The organism is Sphingobacterium sp. UBA7631 (assembly GCF_002483935.1).
GTDB classification, from domain to species: Bacteria; Bacteroidota; Bacteroidia; order Sphingobacteriales; family Sphingobacteriaceae; genus Sphingobacterium; species Sphingobacterium multivorum.
Genome location: NZ_DLIX01000005.1, coordinates 265,426 through 286,590 on the forward strand (window position 1 = coordinate 265,426; position 21,165 = coordinate 286,590).

The 21,165-nt window shown below is 39.1% G+C and carries 30 protein-coding genes; all 30 read right to left on the reverse strand.

Annotation, left to right across the window (positions count from 1 at the left end):
• Window positions 1-11: 11 nt before the first annotated feature.
• Window positions 12-560, reverse strand: coding sequence for a hypothetical protein (locus tag B3P16_RS09615; protein ID WP_286842720.1), 549 nt, complete (start codon window positions 558-560; stop codon window positions 12-14).
• 39 nt (window positions 561-599) lie between these two features.
• Window positions 600-1,040: a hypothetical protein gene (locus B3P16_RS09620; protein WP_286842721.1), complete on the reverse strand. Its 441-nt coding sequence runs from the start codon at window positions 1,038-1,040 to the stop codon at window positions 600-602.
• 2 nt (window positions 1,041-1,042) lie between these two features.
• Window positions 1,043-1,360 carry a hypothetical protein gene (locus tag B3P16_RS09625; RefSeq protein ID WP_286842723.1) on the reverse strand — a complete coding sequence of 106 codons (318 nt, stop codon included), beginning with the start codon at window positions 1,358-1,360 and terminating at the stop codon, window positions 1,043-1,045.
• Window positions 1,361-1,493: 133 nt separating this feature from the next.
• Window positions 1,494-1,781, reverse strand: coding sequence for a hypothetical protein (locus B3P16_RS09630; RefSeq protein ID WP_286842725.1), 288 nt, complete (start codon window positions 1,779-1,781; stop codon window positions 1,494-1,496).
• Window positions 1,775-2,104: a DUF6706 family protein gene (locus tag B3P16_RS09635; protein ID WP_286842727.1), complete on the reverse strand. Its 330-nt coding sequence runs from the start codon at window positions 2,102-2,104 to the stop codon at window positions 1,775-1,777. The genes B3P16_RS09630 and B3P16_RS09635 overlap by 7 nt, the downstream gene beginning before the upstream one ends.
• Before the next feature lie 13 nt (window positions 2,105-2,117).
• Window positions 2,118-2,531, reverse strand: coding sequence for a hypothetical protein (locus tag B3P16_RS09640; protein ID WP_286842728.1), 414 nt, complete (start codon window positions 2,529-2,531; stop codon window positions 2,118-2,120).
• Window positions 2,524-3,630, reverse strand: a complete 1,107-nt coding sequence (locus B3P16_RS09645; protein ID WP_286842730.1) for a major capsid protein — start codon at window positions 3,628-3,630, stop codon at window positions 2,524-2,526. The genes B3P16_RS09640 and B3P16_RS09645 overlap by 8 nt, the downstream gene beginning before the upstream one ends.
• Window positions 3,631-3,650: 20 nt before the next feature.
• Complete coding sequence (locus B3P16_RS09650; RefSeq protein ID WP_286842732.1) at window positions 3,651-4,022, reverse strand: hypothetical protein; 372 nt, start codon at window positions 4,020-4,022, stop codon at window positions 3,651-3,653.
• 9 nt (window positions 4,023-4,031) lie between these two features.
• Window positions 4,032-4,763, reverse strand: a complete 732-nt coding sequence (locus tag B3P16_RS09655; RefSeq protein ID WP_286842734.1) for a hypothetical protein — start codon at window positions 4,761-4,763, stop codon at window positions 4,032-4,034.
• Between the two features lie 140 nt (window positions 4,764-4,903).
• On the reverse strand, window positions 4,904-5,686 hold the full coding sequence (locus tag B3P16_RS09660) for a hypothetical protein (protein ID WP_286842736.1): 783 nt from the start codon (window positions 5,684-5,686) through the stop codon (window positions 4,904-4,906).
• 475 nt (window positions 5,687-6,161) lie between these two features.
• Window positions 6,162-7,694 carry a phage portal protein gene (locus tag B3P16_RS09665; RefSeq protein WP_286842738.1) on the reverse strand — a complete coding sequence of 511 codons (1,533 nt, stop codon included), beginning with the start codon at window positions 7,692-7,694 and terminating at the stop codon, window positions 6,162-6,164.
• Between the two features lie 23 nt (window positions 7,695-7,717).
• The gene (locus B3P16_RS09670) at window positions 7,718-9,229 is read right to left on the reverse strand and encodes a terminase large subunit domain-containing protein (RefSeq protein ID WP_286842741.1); all 1,512 of its coding nucleotides are present in this window, start codon (window positions 9,227-9,229) and stop codon (window positions 7,718-7,720) included.
• Window positions 9,230-9,982 carry a terminase small subunit gene (locus B3P16_RS09675; protein WP_286842744.1) on the reverse strand — a complete coding sequence of 251 codons (753 nt, stop codon included), beginning with the start codon at window positions 9,980-9,982 and terminating at the stop codon, window positions 9,230-9,232.
• Window positions 9,979-10,353 carry a hypothetical protein gene (locus B3P16_RS09680; protein WP_194932877.1) on the reverse strand — a complete coding sequence of 125 codons (375 nt, stop codon included), beginning with the start codon at window positions 10,351-10,353 and terminating at the stop codon, window positions 9,979-9,981. The genes B3P16_RS09675 and B3P16_RS09680 overlap by 4 nt, the downstream gene beginning before the upstream one ends.
• Before the next feature lie 56 nt (window positions 10,354-10,409).
• Window positions 10,410-11,879: a replicative DNA helicase gene (dnaB, locus tag B3P16_RS09685; RefSeq protein WP_286842748.1), complete on the reverse strand. Its 1,470-nt coding sequence runs from the start codon at window positions 11,877-11,879 to the stop codon at window positions 10,410-10,412.
• The gene (locus B3P16_RS09690) at window positions 11,876-12,751 is read right to left on the reverse strand and encodes a Lin1244/Lin1753 domain-containing protein (protein ID WP_286842750.1); all 876 of its coding nucleotides are present in this window, start codon (window positions 12,749-12,751) and stop codon (window positions 11,876-11,878) included. The genes dnaB and B3P16_RS09690 overlap by 4 nt, the downstream gene beginning before the upstream one ends.
• 2 nt (window positions 12,752-12,753) lie before the next feature.
• Window positions 12,754-12,930, reverse strand: a complete 177-nt coding sequence (locus B3P16_RS09695) for a hypothetical protein (protein ID WP_286842753.1) — start codon at window positions 12,928-12,930, stop codon at window positions 12,754-12,756.
• A gap of 245 nt (window positions 12,931-13,175) precedes the next feature.
• The gene (locus B3P16_RS09700) at window positions 13,176-13,610 is read right to left on the reverse strand and encodes a hypothetical protein (RefSeq protein WP_286842756.1); all 435 of its coding nucleotides are present in this window, start codon (window positions 13,608-13,610) and stop codon (window positions 13,176-13,178) included.
• Complete coding sequence (locus tag B3P16_RS09705; RefSeq protein WP_286842758.1) at window positions 13,603-14,178, reverse strand: hypothetical protein; 576 nt, start codon at window positions 14,176-14,178, stop codon at window positions 13,603-13,605. Before B3P16_RS09705 ends, B3P16_RS09700 begins: the two co-directional genes overlap by 8 nt.
• 2 nt (window positions 14,179-14,180) lie before the next feature.
• The gene (locus B3P16_RS09710) at window positions 14,181-14,360 is read right to left on the reverse strand and encodes a hypothetical protein (protein ID WP_286842760.1); all 180 of its coding nucleotides are present in this window, start codon (window positions 14,358-14,360) and stop codon (window positions 14,181-14,183) included.
• Window positions 14,350-14,820: an ASCH domain-containing protein gene (locus B3P16_RS09715; RefSeq protein WP_286842761.1), complete on the reverse strand. Its 471-nt coding sequence runs from the start codon at window positions 14,818-14,820 to the stop codon at window positions 14,350-14,352. The genes B3P16_RS09710 and B3P16_RS09715 overlap by 11 nt, the downstream gene beginning before the upstream one ends.
• Window positions 14,817-15,014 carry a hypothetical protein gene (locus tag B3P16_RS09720; RefSeq protein ID WP_286842763.1) on the reverse strand — a complete coding sequence of 66 codons (198 nt, stop codon included), beginning with the start codon at window positions 15,012-15,014 and terminating at the stop codon, window positions 14,817-14,819. Before B3P16_RS09720 ends, B3P16_RS09715 begins: the two co-directional genes overlap by 4 nt.
• Window positions 15,014-15,424: a hypothetical protein gene (locus B3P16_RS09725; protein WP_286842765.1), complete on the reverse strand. Its 411-nt coding sequence runs from the start codon at window positions 15,422-15,424 to the stop codon at window positions 15,014-15,016. Before B3P16_RS09725 ends, B3P16_RS09720 begins: the two co-directional genes overlap by 1 nt.
• 176 nt (window positions 15,425-15,600) lie before the next feature.
• Entirely contained in the window at window positions 15,601-16,287 is a 687-nt protein-coding gene (locus B3P16_RS09730; RefSeq protein ID WP_286842767.1) for a hypothetical protein, read from the reverse strand.
• A 10-nt stretch (window positions 16,288-16,297) separates the two neighbouring features.
• Complete coding sequence (locus B3P16_RS09735; protein ID WP_286842770.1) at window positions 16,298-17,032, reverse strand: MBL fold metallo-hydrolase; 735 nt, start codon at window positions 17,030-17,032, stop codon at window positions 16,298-16,300.
• Window positions 17,032-18,111 (reverse strand): recombinase RecT, encoded by a 1,080-nt coding sequence (locus B3P16_RS09740; RefSeq protein WP_286842774.1) that lies wholly within the window; start codon window positions 18,109-18,111, stop codon window positions 17,032-17,034. The genes B3P16_RS09735 and B3P16_RS09740 overlap by 1 nt, the downstream gene beginning before the upstream one ends.
• 171 nt (window positions 18,112-18,282) lie before the next feature.
• A complete protein-coding gene (locus B3P16_RS09745) occupies window positions 18,283-20,400 on the reverse strand; it encodes an AAA family ATPase (RefSeq protein ID WP_286842777.1) in 2,118 nt (705 codons plus the stop codon).
• 12 nt (window positions 20,401-20,412) lie between these two features.
• Window positions 20,413-20,640 carry a hypothetical protein gene (locus B3P16_RS09750; RefSeq protein ID WP_286842780.1) on the reverse strand — a complete coding sequence of 76 codons (228 nt, stop codon included), beginning with the start codon at window positions 20,638-20,640 and terminating at the stop codon, window positions 20,413-20,415.
• Window positions 20,637-20,933 (reverse strand): hypothetical protein, encoded by a 297-nt coding sequence (locus tag B3P16_RS09755; protein WP_286842783.1) that lies wholly within the window; start codon window positions 20,931-20,933, stop codon window positions 20,637-20,639. Before B3P16_RS09755 ends, B3P16_RS09750 begins: the two co-directional genes overlap by 4 nt.
• Window positions 20,905-21,162 (reverse strand): hypothetical protein, encoded by a 258-nt coding sequence (locus tag B3P16_RS09760; RefSeq protein WP_286842785.1) that lies wholly within the window; start codon window positions 21,160-21,162, stop codon window positions 20,905-20,907. Before B3P16_RS09760 ends, B3P16_RS09755 begins: the two co-directional genes overlap by 29 nt.
• Between the last annotated feature and the right edge of the window lie 3 nt (window positions 21,163-21,165).

Genomic DNA, 21,165 nt, shown 5'->3' on the forward strand with positions numbered 1-21,165 from the left:
TATATTTTAAATTACCCTTCTGGAAGGGCTGGTGCTGCATCAACGAATTTGTATCCCCAAGGAGAAACAGCATTTCCTGTTGCATCTACTGGAGTAGTTACATCTGCGTTGTAGCTTAAAGCCAAGAAACCATTTTTAGTGATCGCATTCACAAAGCCTGCAGATCCTGCTAAAGCTGGAGCTGACCAAACCATCTTTTTACCTTCGAAAGGCTTAGACGTTAGGCGAACTGCTAAATAGTAAATCTGCTCACTATCTGCAGGGGCTTTGAATTCCGTTGCATCAGTTGTTACTTCTCCTTTGAACAGAAGGTTTGCTGCATCTATTTTTAATTCCAAAGAATTAAACGCGATAGTTGCTGGATCCGTTTCTCCTGGAAGAACCCAGCGGACACCTGCCTTGTCTTCAACACGAACACGGGTTTTATTTAATGGTGGAATAGTGAGGTTCACGCTCCCCATTTCTATATCTCGAACGGTAACCCAACCCGTTGTTGGCATTGCGCCGTTCGCTGCCATCACTGCCAGTTCAAGACTTTCGACACCTGTTACTGCTGCCATATTATTTTGATTTGTGGCCAAAGGCCGTTAATTATTCAATTATTTGTCTCTACGTAAATAGAAATATCTGATCACGATATTGTAGAACCAGTTTTTACCATCTGGGATAACCTCACCTGTTGTTTCAACCTCAGTGAAAAAATCGTATCCCCGGAAACCGTCCAAAACCTCAATTAGAAACTTGCCAATCTCTTCCATTCTAACGGTATCCGGCTGCCCATTATCCACTGTATTTGGAATACCAGCGGGAATAGCAGCTAAATTTGGAATATGGAGATTGACATTGATAATGTTCTCAGTGATCTGAGTTGCGGATGGTACAATACAATTTATTACGATATCTTCCTTCTTGGAATTCAGAATACGTAGAATCAATCGGATTTCTCCCGTAAGCCCAGTATTACCTGAAACATCAGCAAGCTCTAAAGCTTCCTTGACATCTTCCATCGAACCGATCGCAGTTTTAATTGCCTTATCCATTACTAAATAGTTCCAATTTCTTCAAAAGCCTCTTTCAATATGGAGTCAAGGTTTGTTGTAGCGCTCAGCAACACATCATATCCTCTACCCTGCACCCAGCTCGCATAATCCATTCCCGACATTAGAACTACTCCCCAGCCACTCGATTCTCTTAGCTCTGCCAGAGCAAGAGAAATTCCTTCCTTCAATCCTGTAGCCTTGTCCGTCCCTTTTACACTTTCCCTAAAATCACGATGGACGACTTTCCCGTCACGGTAAATTATAAATCCTGTTGAGCTGTTAAGATTTCCTGTATGATCCTCATACGGCTTTGTCTCCATCTTCTTCCTCACTTTTTCAACCCCCACACTCAGGACCTTAATAAGGTGTTTTAACGTTTCAGCATCAATCTCCTTCTGTATCTCTTGCGCTAAAACATTCATATCAGTTACAATCTCCAATCCTATCTTCATCCTAAATCCTCCCGAAGCAATGTAACTGCCCAATATGAAACTCCATTAATTCCTGCTGACTTACGAACTGGTATCCTGATCGATCAAAAGCATCAATCAATGTTGCGGTTGGTATAGGCTCAGTCCCTTCAGGGAATGCTATATCGTACTGAAACAAGATCTTGTTACCATCCTGACCAATAAAATAACGGCCGCCATAGCTGGGCTTAAAACGGCATTTTACCTCAATGGTAATTCCACCAAGATCATTGTATTTCAACGCATCGGGATATTGTTCAAAATCTACCATAAGTCCGAAGTACTTTCAATCACAGGGTCATTATCTAGTTCATTGGGAACACCCCAACGTTTTAGAAGAACTGAGCGAAGCTTTAACCAATCATCAACATCATTTTGAGTAACTTGAAAATCAAGTTCCTTGATTGACTTGCGGCTCGTACAAATCCAAAAAAGAAGCCCTGCAAGAGCTAAATCCATCTTCTTACTATTTTCCTCGGTAGTAGGATCAAAATCGTGTTCAGGATCTAATCCTGCTTTTATCAATTGAGTTGATAATACTCCCTCCGGGACCTTTTGACCGAACTCAAACTGCAGGGCTTCTCTGTTATTCATGATCAGATATTATCTATGATTTTTTTACTAAACCGCGATCGATAAGATTTGCCAAACGGTCCTCATCGAAGTGAGAAACATCGGCGCCACGATCATAGACTTCACCGTCATCTTTCTTGGTATTACCACGGAAAGGATCGACAACGACGAATTTTGGCTCAGATTTCTCAGCTTTACTCTTACCCTTCTTAGCAAGATCCTCTTTGAGTTTCTTGATTTCAGCATCTAAAGCGGTGATCTTTTCATCCTTCTTAGCAGATTCGGCTTTTAACTCGCCATTCTCTTTTTGAAGATCTTCGATCAGTTTAGCATTTTGGTTTTCCGACGGTTGCTCTCCGCCTTGAGTTCCTCCTACTTTAGGAGAAGCGGCTGGAGCATTTGCCCCAGCACCCTCAACTTTAGTTCCTTCAGCCGACATATTATCCACCTGGTAAAATAGTTTTTAGAATGAATGTTGATTTAGCATTGAACAATACAGGAGAGTCATAAGATGTACCTTTAGTCACTACAGTGATAGGATCTTCCAAGCCCCAAGTTTTGATTAGCACAATGCCAGATTTAGTTTTTTGTGCAACACCTGCTTGGACATACTCGTCAGCAGATAAGGTATATTGTGTTTTACCCAATTGTTCCGTTACTGAAAAAGTAACATTACCCAGTTCCCAACCACTAACAACTTCTTTAGTACCATTTTTGCGCTCTTGAACCATAGCGGATTCCCAAATTTTAAAAATAGGCAAACCACGTAATTTCAGAACTCTATTGATCTGCTCTAAAGTTGGCTCTTGCTGCAAATTCAATGCATTATCGATGTACGTTGCGGTAAACTTCTGTACGCCTGGATTCATTGCCATTAATGCAATTGTCTCTTCCTCACAATAAGCAAAATTTGGAGGAGGTAATTTTGCAGCTCTGTAACGAGCTTTAATACCTTTTATGTCACCAATTATATCTGCTGTCGGATCTGTCCAGTTTTTCGAAGCGTTAACATTATTCCCAGAAGGAATTTCGAAATCAACATCATGAGTTGTCTGAATACCTTGCTCGTTATTAACTTGTGTGAGCTTGTATTTACCGGTTGATGCTATTTGTTTCGCTAACCACTCATTCCTCGCCTCAATACCATTACGAACAAAAACTTGATCCTCATAATGCCAGTCTAAGATTCTTTTAGCCGCTTCTCTTCGCGTTTCACCTGCCGGTAAACGTTTAACTGAATCTTCAAGCTCACGCAGAGTATTGAAGTCAGTTTCTACTTTATCCCGAGCAATTTCAATCTTGGGCATATCGCCTTCAATTTTAGTCGGCAAATCCCGTCCAAAACGAGGAGCAGCACTATTGAAGTCGACAACGGATGCCATAACTTTAGCTCCAAATTGAGCTTCTATAGCTGACCATTTTAAAGTGGGCTGATATTCTAAAGGGAAAACGCTTTGATATTGCAACGTATCAAAAGGATACGTAGACACATAAGCTTGAGCGTCAGCCTTACGAAATTCAGGCACCAATTCTTGTACATTTATCATTTGATAAGATTATACTTTAATTAAACAAAAGTGATTCTTGGAAGAGCCTCAGCCAATTCAGCGGCAATTGCTTGCAATCCTGCTGATAGTGCTTTAATTCTTACTGTGCCACTGATTACTACTCCATTTGCAAGGGTATTACCATCAGATACTTCTGATGCCCTATGCGTAAAACCCAATGGTTTGATAGCGCCATCGACTGCAGTCAATACTTTTCCAATACCAGTGGATGCATCCCGACCAACCAAAGAGCCTTCTGGAACATATCCATCAGGGTAATCTGCTTTAGCTACATCGAGGGTCATTCCACCAGGAAGAGTATCAATGACGTTTTCGAAAACGACCTTATTGAAACCTTGGGTACCTGATCTTTTTACTCCTTGTAATCCCATTTAAAAAGGTTATTGTGCACCGGCTTTTGCCTTAGCTTCTGCCTCGCGCTGGTTAATAATTTCTTTCATTGCAGGAGACACCTCGTCATCCTTCAATTTACCACCTCTGCCACCTAAAGACGGAGCATCCGCACCTAAACCAGCATCTGAAGCCGCCTGAATTTCATCAGCAACATCTTGCTCAATATTTGCTAAGTAGTTGTTGAAGTCATCGTCGCTGTCTAATTTCAAAATATCGAAATCACGAAGAGTACGGGTTTTAAAACGTTCTGGGGCTTTGTCTAATTTGGCTTCAAGTTGTTGGCGTCTAGTTTGGGCAACTGTGCCTTTCTGAATTGAGGAAATAGTGCTTGTAAGGGTTTCAATAACCTTATTTTGGTTTTCAACGTAAGTATTGAACCATGAAGGTGCTTGATCACCTGTTTTCTCAGCAGCCTTAGCAGCTTCTTCCGCTGCGGCCTTCTCTTCTGCTTCCTTTTTCGCCTTGGCTGCTTTTTCTGCATCCTCTTCCTCCCCAGCTTTGCTTTCAGCGTTGCGTTTAGCATCGTCCAGGGAGGCCATTTCCTTGAAACTAAAAATCTGGTCTAGTTTGTCTATCTCACCGTCGATATCGTCTTCGTTAGTTACGATTGCATCTAACTTGTCCGCTAGTCCGTTGATTCTGACATTTGAAAGGTTTGCGGCACCCACAGCGGTTGCCTTAGCTTTCAATTTTGCGATAATCTTTGATTTAAGTGACATAATTTTGTGATTGTGAGTCAAGTCCGAGTAGCTATTTCGTGCCTGCCTCGTTTAAAACTTATAATCACAAAATTATATTAAGTTATCCGATTGGATAACAAAGAGTATAATGCAAAGTATATTTTTGCATTACATTATTATTAATCCTTATTTCTACGACTGTTTCCAAAAAAATTAAACGTGGCGATTGCAGCTACCAACCCAATAAGCCCGATATTAAAATTGGAGCTTCTATCAAGCTCAGCAGAGGTTCTAATATAAAAATCATTTTGGGAAGACTTTATGGATTCAAGTTCCTTTTTTATAGATGCTATCTCAATAAACTTTTGAGGCGTGTCTTCTAACAAATTGTTTATACGATTAATGTTTGAGTCAATTCCCTTTATTCTTTCATTGACATTAATTAACCGCACATCCACCATTTTCATATAATTATTAGAAACTATCGTATCGCTTTTCATTTGCTCTTTATAAAACCAAATTTCATTGTTAATTTTTTGGTTAATCATTGAATCAACTACCTCGACTGGGTGAGTTGGATCTCCAATAGGTAAAAAGTCAGATAAGTTATTTTTTACAAAAATAAATCTAAAACTTAAAGCGACAATCACCCCAATTGCTAATGATACTATAGCACTAGTGGCTTTATATTTACGAACCTTTTCATTTTTTTTATCTTCCTTCTTGTCTAAATATATTGGATTTAAGCAAACTTCTTGGCTTAACCGATCGTATATAATTATCCCTGATTTATCAAGAATATCAAGTTCCCTATTTAATTCTTCAAAAGTAAACTGTTTACTCTCAATAAGTCTAGCAATCCTTTCAATTGAAACCCACGACTTACCTTCATTATACTCAAATTCTAGAATACCAGTCACCAACTCCCTGATAGACAGTTTTTTAAATTGTTGCTTTTCCATTATAGTTAATAAATTGTTACGAATATAGTAAAAATAGCGTATCTGTTGTTTATATATAGTTAAATCCAAACCTGTAGCATAGAAGTGACCTTCATGTTATACCACTTTAGAAAATAGCTTCCATTCATTTTAGACACTTCATTTGGGGCAGTGAGTTGGAAGCTATTTCCATGAATATCATAAACCATACCTTGGTGATACATGAACAGGTACCAGACTCCCTTTTTATGATTTACGCATCGCATGATGCATGGGTAAGGTGTTTCAGGATCGAACTTAATGAAACGTGGGTTAGTATTGAATCCAAGTTTTCTAAATACTTGGACATAGGTTTGTCCGGACCAACACAACCTCTTGACTGACTTTACTGCTTCATTTGATTCATCAAAGTCCAGTCCAGTCAAAGAAGATATGACGGATTGATTATACAGCCCGTCACCGTAGAACACAACTTCAATTTCGTATTTTTCCATATCTAAGCCACCTCAATCGGAACTTCTTCACTATTAGCGGCCTTTTCCTCCTCTTCGATCTGTTTAAGCTCCTCTTCTGCATTTTTGGTATAAGGAGAATAACCAACAGCGGACTTCTGAGAAAGAACTTTAGCGCCCCCGGCAGCCTTTTGGAGCAATCCAATAGTCTCAGCGTCGTCATTGATGCGGTAGATAGGAATATCATAGGTGATCGACAGTGATTGTTCAGCCTTAACAAGCGAAGTATCAATAGCAGCCGCAAATGCTTTATTCAAATTGATATCGCGCTGAGTACATTGGCCGTATTCTCCATCAATCTCATCTTGAGCAGCTATGTGTGGATCCATGAAAACCCGATCATAAGCTACTCCGGACTGAGCCCCTATCCCTTTTAAATCTTCCATTGCCATTTGCGGCGTTTGAGTACAAGTAAAGATAAACTTAACCAAAGTATCAATTTCGAGCTTTACAGCTTCAGTAGCTTGTTCCCAGGTTACATACTTAGCATCGCCATTATCACCTGTTATTTGAAGGCTTTTTCCTTGTTCCCCTTTTTCGAGCACCTTCGCTCCAACCTTACCAAGCATTACGAATACCGGCGAAGCGTGATAATCGTTGGTGTCACCGAAATTGGAAAGAAGTGTTTCAAGTCGTGATATTGACTTTTGAACATCTGCCCAGGGCGGCTCTGGCTTGGAATAATAGACAACAGGAATCTTCTTGTATGAATGAGCAATAGTTTCTTCCAAAATCCATCCAGCATCATTATCGGCTTGTTCGCCTGTCCGCGCTTGGCGGAATTTGAGAATAAAAGTATCTGAATAGATATCAAGGCGTTTATCCTTTTGCTTCGCTTTCTGAGCCAATTCGGTAGTATCGGTAATACCTGAAAGTTCGGATAATCCTAGTGCGGATTCATATGCAACGCCGAAATACACCATGTTTCCGAGGTCATCAAAAACAGGGAGTAGATTATAACCAAGCTGTGGAGATAGGATCTTGCATCGCATTCTAAAGTTTCCTTTCGCGCCAATAGACTTCCAATATTCAGGATCAACGGGTTCGGAGTACCAAAGCTTTGCAACCTGCAATTCACTGAGCAACCTACGAGCCACCTCTTTTTCTAAAAATTGGAGCTTATTATCTTCCCGAATCTTTTGGACCATAGCCAATAAACGCTTTTCTTGATCATCGACTGGATTCGCTTCTAGCTGCATCTTACCAACGTTCATAAAGGATACCCGGCGCTTTACTATCAACTTTTGCAGAGGAATTCCGATGCGGTTAACTTCGATACGTTCAGTTTTATATTGAGTCTGTCCATTTTTTAGAATAGGATTCCCGTCACCATCCTTGACAACACGCTTTACCCTTTTCTTAGGACGAATATTTTCATCAAATATTTCATGCTGAGTAACATCATACTCTGCAGCAGCTTTGTCATAGACAGGAGCTAAACTTGTACCAATAGCATCCACCAAAGCTGGAAGAACAGCAGGTTGAATAGATACGGTTGTGCTTTTTTCTTTTGCCATTTTAGTATTGTTAATGGTTAGTTTTAAAATAAATCGAATACTTCATCACTGGTTTCCTCTTCAACTGAAACTAGGTCGAAGTATTTCCTCATCAATATCAAATCGCGCCAATCTGGTGATCTCCCAATCTCTTTCTTGACTTCTTTTTTGGGAAGTATTCTAAGCTTATTCTCATCATCAGATTTATACGTTTTCAACCAGGAAAATTCTTCTTGTATCTCTTGCTGCTCAGACTCCGATTCAATGCATTTAAGTAAGATCTGATGGCCGGCAATATCATCAGCTAAGAGATATGCACACTGAGTTTGAAGGTTTTGATAATTCTCTTTTTGTGGAAGATCATCCCGGCTATCTCCGTAGAACCTGTTTTCATTTTCTTTAGCTTCATCAGTGATAATAGCAGAAGCATTATTCACAAAGCCAAGGATGCCGCATACATCTACGGTTCCACCACCAACACCATCCTCGTCTGCAATACAGTGATGAGCAGGAATACTCCATTTAGCGCGCATGGCGTTGATACATGCCTGGATATCCAAAGTTGAGGACATCTCGAAGGAATGACATTCCATTAAAATCCAACCCCACCAAACACCAATACGGGCCTTATCCGATCCAAATCGAGCGATATCCGCAGTGATATACCATTTTGGTTTTTCAGCCATTGAATTGTACTGCGTCCAGATATGGGTATTGGTGAACATGGCGATAATGTCATCATACTTGCACATTGCATTTGGATCATCATCATACTCCCAATTGCCATGGAGCAACCGCTCTTTCTTTGCTTTGTCTTTGGTCCTCTTCAACCTTTCAACGTACCCTTTATCGATGTGAGGATTGTCCTGAACAAAGGCTGCCAAGTACTTCATTATCGGCGGCAATGTTCCCTTTTTATTTGGAAGATAGAATGTTTTGTACATCCAGTTCTTCTTAGGGTTACAAGTGATGAAAAGCTTACCAATTAAATTGTATCTCTCATTGTACTGCCTTCCGATACGAGTTTTAAGGACATCATAAGCACCAAAATCAATCTCTCCACCCTCTTCAATCCATCCGCCAGTATATTCAGTTGATCCAAAGCGCTCGTAAACAGGATCTCGGGGAAGAAATTTCAATTCTAAAAGGTCAATGCGACTACCGTTCTTGAATTGAATAAAGTTCTTTTGACCGTTGTATTTGAAATCAACACCATTTCGGAGGCCATAGGCCATGGCAACTTTAAAGAAGGTGATCAAGGTAGATTCAGTGATACGCTTAAGCTCTTCACGACCGATAAACCAACGAGTTCCAGGATAATTCCAACATTGGAACATTAACCAGCAGCATCCAGTCCAAGACTTTGCACCACCGGCGGCTCCACCGTAAAGAAATTCTTCTGTTTCATTATCCGTTAGGATTCTGAGCGCCTCTTCCTGCTTTTCGTGTTTGCCTTTGGGAGTTTCGACTATAAAGTCAAATATCCCTCGTTTGAAGGATATTCCTTGAAGCTGTCTAACATCAAGATTGGACAATATAGCGTCGACTTCATTCATCTATTGGGACTTCCTAGCATTCATTAGTTCACGTATCGTATCATCACTCAAAGAATCCGGATCGATCTTATTTTTATCGTCGACGACAAGCGTTTCTGAATACATACCATTGACTCGGGCAAGTTTATCAAGCATTCCATCAACAGCGTACATTTCGACTTTAGGGCCAAACTCTTTCCATTCAAATGATTTAATCCTACCTCCCTCTTTATCCTTAGCGAGTTTAACTAGGTCGATCTCTACTGATTCATAGGTTTCAACTTCACTATCATCAAATGTTGCGGTAGGATCTAGCTCAAGGTCAATCTCAGCACGAAGTATGGAATCTTCCAATGGAAGAATATTTTGCTCGATGTACTTATCGCGCAAATCATCGGTTAAGCCTTTTCGATCAAGGTACATCGCATGTCGTTTGATTTCAAGTTTCTTTCTTTCAATCAGCAAATGAAGTGACTTTGGAACATGCTTCGTTCTTTCACGCTGAACGATTTTCATGTAATCGTTGATGTTCGATCCGGCAATGTCTTTCATCATCTTCATCACCTGGTCCGAGTCCATCCGAGATTCTTTCAATCGCGCGTTAACCAAAGTCGAAATTTCAACATTTTTCAACAGTCTTTGCCCTTGAGAATAAGCTGTCTTTTCGGAATATCCTGCTGCCTTAGCCGCTTTAGTTGCATTAAAATGGATCAAGTAATCATCTACAAACAACTGTTGCTTAGCGGTTAACGTGCTTTTAGACTCATCACTCATGAGCTCCTCCCTTCGACTACTTGGTCAACTATATGTTTAAACACCTTATCCACCTCATAAAGCTCTCGGGCTACCTTAATCCGGTAAGATGATTGCTGATGACGTTTCAAACAAAGCTTTTCTTGAATAATCTGGGCAACTCCGTATTCAGACTTTTCCGAAAGCAGAATAGCTTTAGGGGAAAATAAGAGAAGAATTGCTGCAGTGAAAACAAGTTCAGAATTGGCTTTCTTGGTTGATGGCTGGATATCTTGGAAGATTTGATCGACGACTGATAGATCAAGAGACCGGGGCTCTAACGCCTTTCGGTAACCTTCAAAATCAATCTCAGGATTATTCTTCATAACCAATTTCAAAACCATCTTATCCATGGAAACAAAACTATAAACTTATTTCTATTTATCCAAATGTATAAGTTTCGAAAAAATTAAAAAGGTCCGTCATCTGGTAACATTGGACTATCCCAATTTGCAAACTTTGACATGTCGTTGCTTGGAAGCGGATCCGGTTTATCGACAAATGAGAAGTCGGTTATCATCCCGTTTGGCTGAAAATCGTCTTCAAGCTCTTTAAAATTAGTTGTCCGGCCGACAAAACCCATTTCGCAAGTGGTAACCGATCCATTACGATTCTTGGCGATAATGAACTCAGCAATACCTGCAGTGGATCTGCCTTCCTCATCTTCAGTAATTCCGTAGTATTCTGGACGGTACAAGAAGCCAACTATATCGGCGTCTTGCTCAATCGATCCTGATTCCCGTAAATCTGAAAGCATAGGGCGTTTGCTGTTCCCTGGTCGTGATTCTACTGCGCGGCTAAGCTGCGAAAGAGCCAAAACGGGAATATTCAATTCTTTTGCCAGAATCTTGAGGCCACGGGATATTGTACTGATTTCATCCAAACGAGATTTCCCCGGAACAGAGATAAGTTGCAAATAATCGATAACAATCATTTCAACTCCATACAACCGCTTCATCCTTTTCGCTTTTGCTGATAGCTCGACCAAGGTTAACCCAGGCGTATCATCCCAATGAATTGGCAAAGATTTCAGCTGCTCCTTTCTCGAATGGAGCTTATGCCATTCATGATCTGCAAGGTTTAATTTTTTGATTTTAGTCAAATCAATTTCCGTCTCAAAGGAAATCATCCGTTCTAGCAATTGGCTTTTCGACATCTCCAAAGAAAATATTGCCACCGGTTTTCCCGACTTTGCTGCATTTACTGCTTGCTTCAAGACGAAAGCCGTTTTTCCCATGGCCGGCCTAGCCGCGATAATTATCAAATCTGAACATTGCCAGCCACCAGTAGCTTCGTTGATGTTTTGAAAACCAGTATTTACCCCTGTCACATCTTGAATTCCCAAATCAGCTTTCCTAATCATCTCGGAGAATAATTCCTCCAAAGCATCGGCCTGCTTTACCTCTTTTTTTGTCGTCACATGGTTAACCAAATCGTCCCTCTTTGTCTCATAGCTCGAAAGGATATCAAAAATATCATTCGTTTCATCATAGCACTTGTCAATCGTATCATGAGAAACTTTGATAAGTTCGCGCTGCATGAATTTTTGTGCAATAATTCGCGAGTGATATTCCATGTTTACTGAAGAGACAACGCGATCTGTAAGCCCTGTAAGGAAATAAATACCTCCTACTCTTTCGAAATTACCATCCTTCCGAAGTTTAGCCATTAGCGTCATCAAATCCAATGGACTGCCAGAAACAGAAATTTCCTGACATGCTTTAAAAACGATCTGATGCGATTCCCGATAGAACATTTCCGGTCTCAGGATATCAGCTATGAACATGAAAGCATTCGTTTCACTGATGCATGCACCCAATATTGCTTCTTCCAAGTCCACTGCTTGCGGCGGTAATTTTCCCTCAATTTTGCTTTTCATTTCAATCCGTGTTTCTGTTTTTGATGATCAGTGAATTTCGTTGTATCCCTCCAACCGTTGTTTAGCCATAGCCATTTCCCTGAATTATCCGGAGGAGTAGAACAATCAGCTAACGTCGCTGCTGAATGGACTATATTCGATCCTGTACCGTTGTTTGGATACTTCTTCGCATACCATGAAAAGAAATGCTTTTTGAATTCAGATCGGTCTGTATGGAATTTATCAATTGCTTTTTGGAAAGTAAAGAATTCCTCAATTCGAATTTTGACATCCTTTGGATCTGGAACCTTTGCGACAGCTCCAATATCCATCAAAGAATTTTCATCATTGATGATCGAATCTTTTACCTCCTCCATCGATTCAAATCCCCTTTTGAAAACAGGAATCGGTGCAGAAGAAGGAGAAGTATTTTCTTCTTTATCTATTTCTTCTTTTATTTCTTTTTCTTTCCTTTCCTTTATAGCATTGCTGTTGCTTTGCGTTGGTAATGCGTTCGCATATTTTTTTGATGCGTTCGCATTAGAATCGGGCTTATTCCATCTTTTAAGGGCACTTTCCTTTGCCTTCTCAGACTTTGCATTTCGCTGATTCATCCTCCTTAAAACTGATTCTGACCAGAACCTCTGACCATCATTTTCAAATAATCCAAAGTCATTTATCAAACTGTTAATGCACTCTTCACTTGTGCGCAATGCGAACGCATAGCTATCGCAATCCGAAAGCATAAGGTACCCACCTTGTTCGTATAACATTTCAATTAGGTCCCAGTATACACCTTTCCCCTCCTGCTTTAATTTCATTAATACTTTGACCAATTTTGGATCGTTCCTAGACCCATAGTCATGGCTGAAATAGAATGATTCTTTTGCCATTATTATCTCCTTCTCAAAACTGTGCGTTGCATAAAATAAAACCCTCTCTTTGCCTTATCAAACTCAAGGGTAAGGAATAGACCAATCGTCATAAATAAGATCGCTATACCGATTAAAAATAGGCCGATCAGAAAAATAGGAATATAAAGGATTGCTCCGACTTTAATCAGCTTTTCCATACTTCTTATTCTTTAGATCAAACTTATTTTTCTCTCGTTTGGAAATGGCTAGTTTTAATGATGCGTCATCTTCTGTATAATCAAAACCGAATCGTTTTTTCATCCTAATGATGTCCCTTAAAGCCTGTACTGTTAACTTACTTTTAGAAAGAGCATCAAAATTACTATCGAATTCAATTCTACTTATGTACCAATAACAGTAATCTATTTGTCCGCGATAATATATCTCTCGCTGTATTTGATCCTTAAATCTCATTAGGACCTCCTTTCACTGTATTGTAATCAATTGCTAGTCCTTTTCCAATTAGGCCAAATACGTCGAAGTGCCACGATATTAACTTGACAACTAGATAATAGTCCCATGATAATGGATTACAACTCCAAAGGGCACCATCTACCAGAAGATATAGTTTTCCGTCACCACCTATTTGTGTGTATTGGTCTATTCGATTATTAGGCTTAAATCTTTCACCATTATGCTCAATCTCATTAGTAAGGTCGGATAGTGGGCGCAAGATCAATTTATATTCTGGTATAGCGTTAGCCCCATAACAAATTGTATCTAGGCATATACCTATATCATCAACCCATCCGACTACCTTAAAAATTCCATCCTCTGTTATTACCTCAACCCCATACGGCAAATAAGGCGATAGATGTTCCAGTGATAGCTTATCCATTCAAAACCTCCTTCTTCAAAGTGACTCTTTGCTTTCCTTGGAACCAAGTATTTGTTGATTCTGCTCGCAAAAAATCATTGAATTCTTCCAATTTCCTTTTCATCTCATCACTTGGCTCCCATTCATCATGTACAACATCTGCAAAATGTTGGTAATCTATTTGTAAGAACGAAGATTCTTCACAAACACATAACATGAGGTCTTCAATATTTAAATCCTCTTGTTCATCTATATACTCTTGGATATCATCGACACTAAAGAAATACTTATCATCATTAAAAATACATAGTGGAGTTTCACCATCCCATTCTATGAGGGCTAATTTCTCATATCGTTCGAGTTCATCTGCAAACTTGCACATAGAACATTTATTGTTGAATGAATATTCCTTTTTGAACTCGTTTCCACACTTTACACAATTATCATGTGTAATAAAATTTTCGATTGATTGATAGCTTACTTGCGTTAGGTTGATCGGTTTACCATCAATTAAAACACAATCAACCTCAATTGTTCCTTTTTTAATTTCTAGATCTTCACGTCTGACCTTCTTTATTTCGTTATTCATGATTATTTCAGTTGTTTAAACAGGATTCCTGTGTTGAAAAAATATTCCATTTTACCGTTGTCATCTTCAATATAAAAACCGCCCTCACCATCACTGACGCCAGTATATTGTTCTCCTTTTGTGAATTCCATCACCTTGCTACCATCTTCGGAGATAGCTTCGTTTATACATTTAAATTGCACTAGACACCTCCTTTCTATCAAATTCCCACAGGGACAATTTGCCTTTTACATTTAAAATAGGCTTCTCAAACAATACTGGGTTCGCTAATACCCAGTTGTAGATTGGTTTTTTATTCCTGTTGGGAATAAATTCTTTTGTGTTGCAATCAGTTATTCCCTCTGTCTTCTCAGCCCAAATACTAGGATGATTAATTACACAGTCTACAATATCAACGGTTCCGATAATAGCTGATTTTGGATAAGCAATACTCCTAGAATCTAGTTGACAAAAATCTCCCAATACCATTTGATCTATCTGATCATGTGTCAGGTTTAGAGTTAGATTACTGAATGATGGCTTGCTACTGGCATGTATGTAGATCGTACCACGGTATTTAGTTGCCCAGGTTCTATTTTCAATATCCTTTATACCATGAGCAATAAGGCTTGCCCATGGTTGTTTTATGCTTAATGCTTTCATGATTTGATCTCCTTTACTTCATTTTCACCATCCAACTGAATTTTGTTCTTTTCAAGATAAGATGTCAGAGCTTTCACATGGGAATCAGCATCGCTCAGTTCTAAACCAAATTGCTTATTCACTTCTTCAATTGACATATCCGATTCGAACGTTAACACGAACCGACAGATCCCTTCTAATTGTTTCCTTGTCATTATTTCGATTCATTAATTTGTACAACACCTTTTAATATATCGCGGATCTCCTCATAAGTTGATCCAGTCATTTCTGCGATGGAACGGATGATTTTGTTCCGTTTGGACCTTGGGAGCGTGATGCTTTTGAACTTGCTATTTTCCTCTACAAGATGAGCGATATAACGCTTTTGGTTGTAGATCTTATTAGCGAGCTTTTCATTTTCCTTTTTTTGCTCCCTAAGCTCATGGTGCTTATTGAATTCGACCCGAATAGATTCACCGAACTCTTTGTTCATAGCTACATTGAAAAGCTTTACAGCGAGATCAAACCCCAATTTATATTCTCTACTGAAATCAGGTTCTACGAGCGTCTTACTGAAAGATTCAATTCTGTTGTGGATCCTGAGTAATTTTTGATAATTGTGCATGGTTATTGAAAAAGCCCTTATCAGGAATCCCCAGCGTCTCACTTCCGGTTCATCCCAATAAGGGCTATAATTTCTTTGAATTGCGCTAAAGTGAGACGTCGCAATTGACTAACACTTCAAATGTAATAACTTATTTCAACTTATCCAAATGGATAAGTTGAAATAATAAAAAATATTTAATAATCGTATCTTGACCAACAAGTATCAACATTACTCTCATCCAATTCAATTGGGCATTTTGAAGCATAAAGATTGAAAATAAAGTGATCAAATGTCCCGTGAATAGATGAGGCTCTCAAATCTCCAACCTTAGGGCTCCACCCTTTGATTTCAAACATCCACATATGGCCATCTTTTTTATCTATTGAAAAGCGATATGCACATTGATAACGTTCTTTTGACGATTCTTTATCAAAATGGACATATATTGAATTATACCCGCTATCCTCAATATGCAAGGATATATCTACTTCGTCATCATCTAAAGAGTCCCATTCACATTCCCTGTACTTCGCAATGATCTCAGATAGTTTATAAGTTCGCTTTTCAAATGGCGCAATAATCTGACTAAGGGTTTCTTCAAGTGGTTGGGAAATATGTTCCAAAGTAGCTTCCTGAAGCTTTTGCTTAACGATGTCCGTAACTATTTGCTGATAACCAAGCGTTGAAACAGTACTTAAGTCGATTTGAAGTGCCGATTGAACAATCTCTTTTAGATTTTTACCAAAATCAGAGTACTCTCTTAGTGCGTCATGAAAAAGACTTTCGATTGTTTTTTCAACATTTTTGGCTACTATTTCTTGTATTTTGCCAGATACTACAATGTTATTTAGTGCCAGCTGCACCTGATCCTGTATATTCATAATTTTATTTTTAAAATGGTGTATCGTTAAAATTTTCAATTATTAATCCTTTGGTAGCAATAGTGACGGATTTCAAAGTATGCTCTTCGATGATCTTCTTAAATAATCGGGAATCGCTATTCCGGTCCGACAAGTGAATCAAAACAATATTATTGACTTTAGTCAAATCATTAGCTTTTAGCGTCTTGATAGCTGTTTCTACACTCATGTGTGACTTCAATACTCTATTCCTCAAGAAGGATTGGTCGCGCAACTTATCGTCTATGATGTTTTGAGAATAATTCGCTTCAATCAATACATTGGTAAGCCCTGGGAACTTGTAGTCACAATAGATTGTATCTGTAAGGAACAATGTTGTTCCCATTTCCGGATGACGGATCAAGAAACCCAAAGGTTCATTAACATCGTGATGAACATCAAACCCTAGAATATCAAAAGGACCTATTGAAAACTTCTCTCCTTTATTAATAGGCTTCAAACGGTAGGTCTGGAACTTAAGAGCTTCTATTGTGCCGGTAGATGCGTATATATCCAAACCATACTTGGCAGCATTTTCAGCGCCTTTGCAATGATCTCCATGCTCATGGGTAACCAAACAGCCCACAACATTTGACAATTTGAAATTCAAAGCCTTTTTCACTTCATCGAATTTGACACCTAATTCGACAATGAGAGTTTTCCCCTCATTGTCGGTAAATAGGTAGCAATTACCCTCACTATTACTATTTATAATGTGCAATTTCATTAGAAGCCAATTGCAATGTGTTCATCGTCTTGCGGATTTTCGTTCGGCTGAATAGCACTCGCCGGGGTATTCGCTGAAATAGGATCAGCCTTCTTTTCTTCCGTATGAGGAATATCAATTACCTGAGTATCGGAGAAACCCAATTCCTGCTTATTAGCATTATTGGCAATTTCAGATTTAACCTGCAGTAAAGTTTGGTCACTTCCCGTAAGGGAAAGAGATTCGGTTTGCATCATTTTTACCAAGTGATCATCGATCTTCTCAGAATCGATTGCAATGGCGCCATACGCCGCACGCTTGATTGTCTTTTCAATCATCTCCTCTCTCCATCCCTCAATATGCTCAGTACCCACTTTTTTACCATTCTCCCACTTTGCTTTTTCTCCACCCCAGAACTCAGCAGCTGCCGATTTGGGAATACGTTTCTCGATGTCCTTCATCGTCATAACCTTCAAGCGATTCTTTTCCGGTTCATTATGGTAAACGTGATAATAAAAACCACCGATTACCTCTCCGCGATCAAAGTCGTTTACGATATCGAAATCATAAGATTCTACGGTGTTATCCTTGTTCTTTTTGTACGACTTGAAAACATCATTTGAATAAACAAGTTCAACAATAACATCGTCAGGCATATTGAATCCGTACTTAGTGGCTTTGATTTGCATTCCCTCGTACCCAATAATGAAACCTATATCGAACTGACCAGTTTTATTATTCTTGTAAGGGATAAGGTTAACCTGATTATCTTGTAGAGGATCCATCCCTATACTAGAATAAGCAACAACGTCAAGGGCAAGTTGGGCCATGTTAACGTTTTTCCAAGCAAACTCAATAGGATCGCGATACTGCTCAGATTTTCCGAGTCTCTTAAGTTCGTTCTCTTTCAGTGTCATATCCAGTTTAATGAAGTAATTTTGGATAAGTTTCTTTTGGAAGGAAGTCAACTGAATACCACCTGCAGTTGCTGAGAATTCCTTCATTACTGCCTGAGTGAATCTTTCTGATTGAGTGGGTTGCGCTACGGCAACTTCTGAATTACTATTTGTAGTCGCCGGTGTTTGATTGTTGTTTGACATCTTTATTTTCTTTTATTATTTTGTAAATACAGTGTTTTAATTGTTTGGTAGGTCTTGGCATTTTGATTTTACTGCACCACATCAATACTCCATTGTCATTTTCTTTATAAATGCATTCATCACATGATACCAACCCAAGTGATTGAAGTGGTGCAGAAAACTTTTTCGCCATTACGCTGCGCGTTCGCTTAATTTCCGATCAATAAATGCGTCGAAGGAATTTCCAGTCTCCTCTTTATACCTTTCGAATTCTGCAAGGAATTCCGGACTATACAAAGGCAATCCAACGTTCAATTTAGAGAATGGTGATACAATTAAGTTTACTACCTGTGCAGCTGTTTCTGGAATAACAGAAATAGACTCTCTGTTGTCGAGGAATACCGGAGCAGTTACCTTGTAATGAGCTGAAAGTGTATTGATGATATCAATTCCTACCAAAATCTTACCAGCAGTATTTAGGTCAGAGAATGGCACCCCGTTGAAAGTAGCTTTACAAGTTGGCTCTTCACCGCCATTATTAAGCTTGCTGAATAAAGTAAACTTGGCATACTTGAAGAGACCATTAACACGGGCTTCCAATTCTTCCGCTTTGGCTTTTTCGTATTTCTCGGCAGAAAACTCCAGTTTTTCAAGATCGGCCAGTTGCTGGGACCATCCCCTTTCTTGGTCTTTTAGCTCCTGAATACGAGCATCGGCGCGAGCAATTTGATCGCCAACAGTTAATTGACGTTTTAAAGAGTCAATTTCAGCATTAACGGTAGCCTTTTGCACTCTTAAGTCTCCCAAATCAATGTTTTCAGGTTTTTCAAAATTTTGGCCTTCAAGTGTAGAAATTTTTGAAATTACATCTTGATATAGTTGATCCTTGGAAAGGCGGCTATCCACTGTTTCAATTGACGATGTGGTCGTGCCTTGAAAAGCTTCTAATTTAAGCTTAGCCTCAGCTAAAGAGGTATGAATTGTAGCTATCGAATTATCCAAAGCTTTTTTAGTTAATTCAAATTGTTCGATAGCGGTCCGGCCTTCTTCATCTCTTCGCTCAAGATCCTTTTTCAATCCCTGTCCCTGGACATTAATGCCGGCAAGCTCATTTTTCTTCCTTAAAACGAAGGCGGCTTTTACCTCTTCAATTTTCTCAGGTTCGAACTCTCTACCACATCCGGAGCAGCAAGTCTCATTTTCATTTAATTCACGACCATTAACAGATTTGAAGAGTTCACGCAATGAATCCATTCTCGACTGAATATCTTCTTTATCTTTCTCAAGCCTTTTTAGATGGTCGAAATGCGTCTTAACCAATGAGTCTAGTTGATGATTTTGGACGGAAAGCTGAGACTCTAAAGTTGTAACCCGGGACTTCGCTTCGGTTATGCCAGACTGGCTATTGTTGAATTCTGAATTGTAAGCTGCTCTATGATTGGATTCGATATTTTGCTTCTCAATCTTAGCTTGGTGAATAGCATTTTGATTATCAAGAATAGCTTTATTGATTTGAGCGTTGGCTGCATTATAAGCTTCATTCCGGTCCGTAATTTGTTGATCCAATAAATCATATTTCGATTGCAGTTCGGCGATACGATCATTAATACCTTCTTCACTTACCAATTCAGGCTTTGATCTCTGAAGCTCGTCAATACGCCCAGGTATTTGCTCAATATTATCTTTCAACAATCTTTTCTCGGATGCAACTTTAGCCTTGAACTCTTTCAATGATTTTCCGGCAAGATTTTCTAACAATACCTTCAGCTCTGGATACTTTGCAGAAAGGAAATCATCTGTAATTTCCCCAACGATACTAGATAGTGCTGTACGTTGATCCTGCCAAGGCATTGAATTAAAGTAAAGAGGGTTTGTAATTAGCTTGAAAACCTTCTCGTCCAATAGACAATTTACTTTCGCTTGAAACTCTCCTGCCTGTAGAGGAACTTCATTCCAGTAATAAAGGTGCTCGTTTCCGGTAAATTCCGCGATTGCTTCTCCTCTTTTTTTGGTCCACTTTTCACGATGAATGTGACGAATGCTAATTTCTTCTCCATCAACTACGATGATAGCTGATACTTCATTTTCCAATTTATCCGTCTTTTGACCATTCTGATCAAGGGGCTTTATATTAAAGTCCTTGCGATCATTTGAGTCTTTTCCGAATAACAGCCACAGGAATGCATCAAAAATTGTTGTTTTACCAGTAGCATTAGCGCCAAAGATGTTGGTTACCTCTGCGAAATCAATTTTGAAGTTCTTAACTCCTTTGAAATTGATGATTGAAATTGTTTTGATTAGGATATTCATTTTTGAATAGATTTATTTTGTTAATAGACTTATTAATTGTTCCAATTTTTGATCATTATTTATGTTTGGCAGCTCTATATATTGGCCTTTGGTAGTGATCTCAACAGTTTGAAAATTTGTAATTTCAATTGCAAAATTTTCGTTTTCAAACTTGTGATCGATAACCGTTCCAACCTCTTCATCGCTCCATTCATATCTAGAAAATCCTAGATTCTCCAGAGTACTCGCTAAAAAACTCATGCTTTTTTCCCTTTGGTGTGTACGTATGTTGCCAGATTAGCACTCGCTGCTATGGCGTTTAATTGAGTAACATCGATTCCGGCTTCTGTCACATTAAGAACTCCCTCTTGAATCCATCGATCTACTTTTCTTCGGCTTCCAATTCTTCTGTAGGCTTCTTGGTTCGAAATGAACTGAGACATTTTACCTACAGAAATAAGTGCTCTGGTCGCACCGAGTTCCGCTGACTCCTGGAGAAGGGAGATTAACTCAGGTTCAACGATGCTAATTGTTTTGAATCTGTTCATTCTCATCTCCATTTGTTTTCAACTCTGCCTTTACCTCGATGAAACCGGCAACAGCATTTACAACTGTAGTATACCTCATGTACGGTTTATCCATTTTCATTTTACGGCCGCAAGCTTCACGGACCGCTTTAATATGCTGCAAATGAAATCTTTTAACATCTCCACCAGTCATCTCTTCGATATGGTCTGTTACTGTGGGTTGCTTTTCTATTTTGATGATTGTATGTAGTTCCATTAT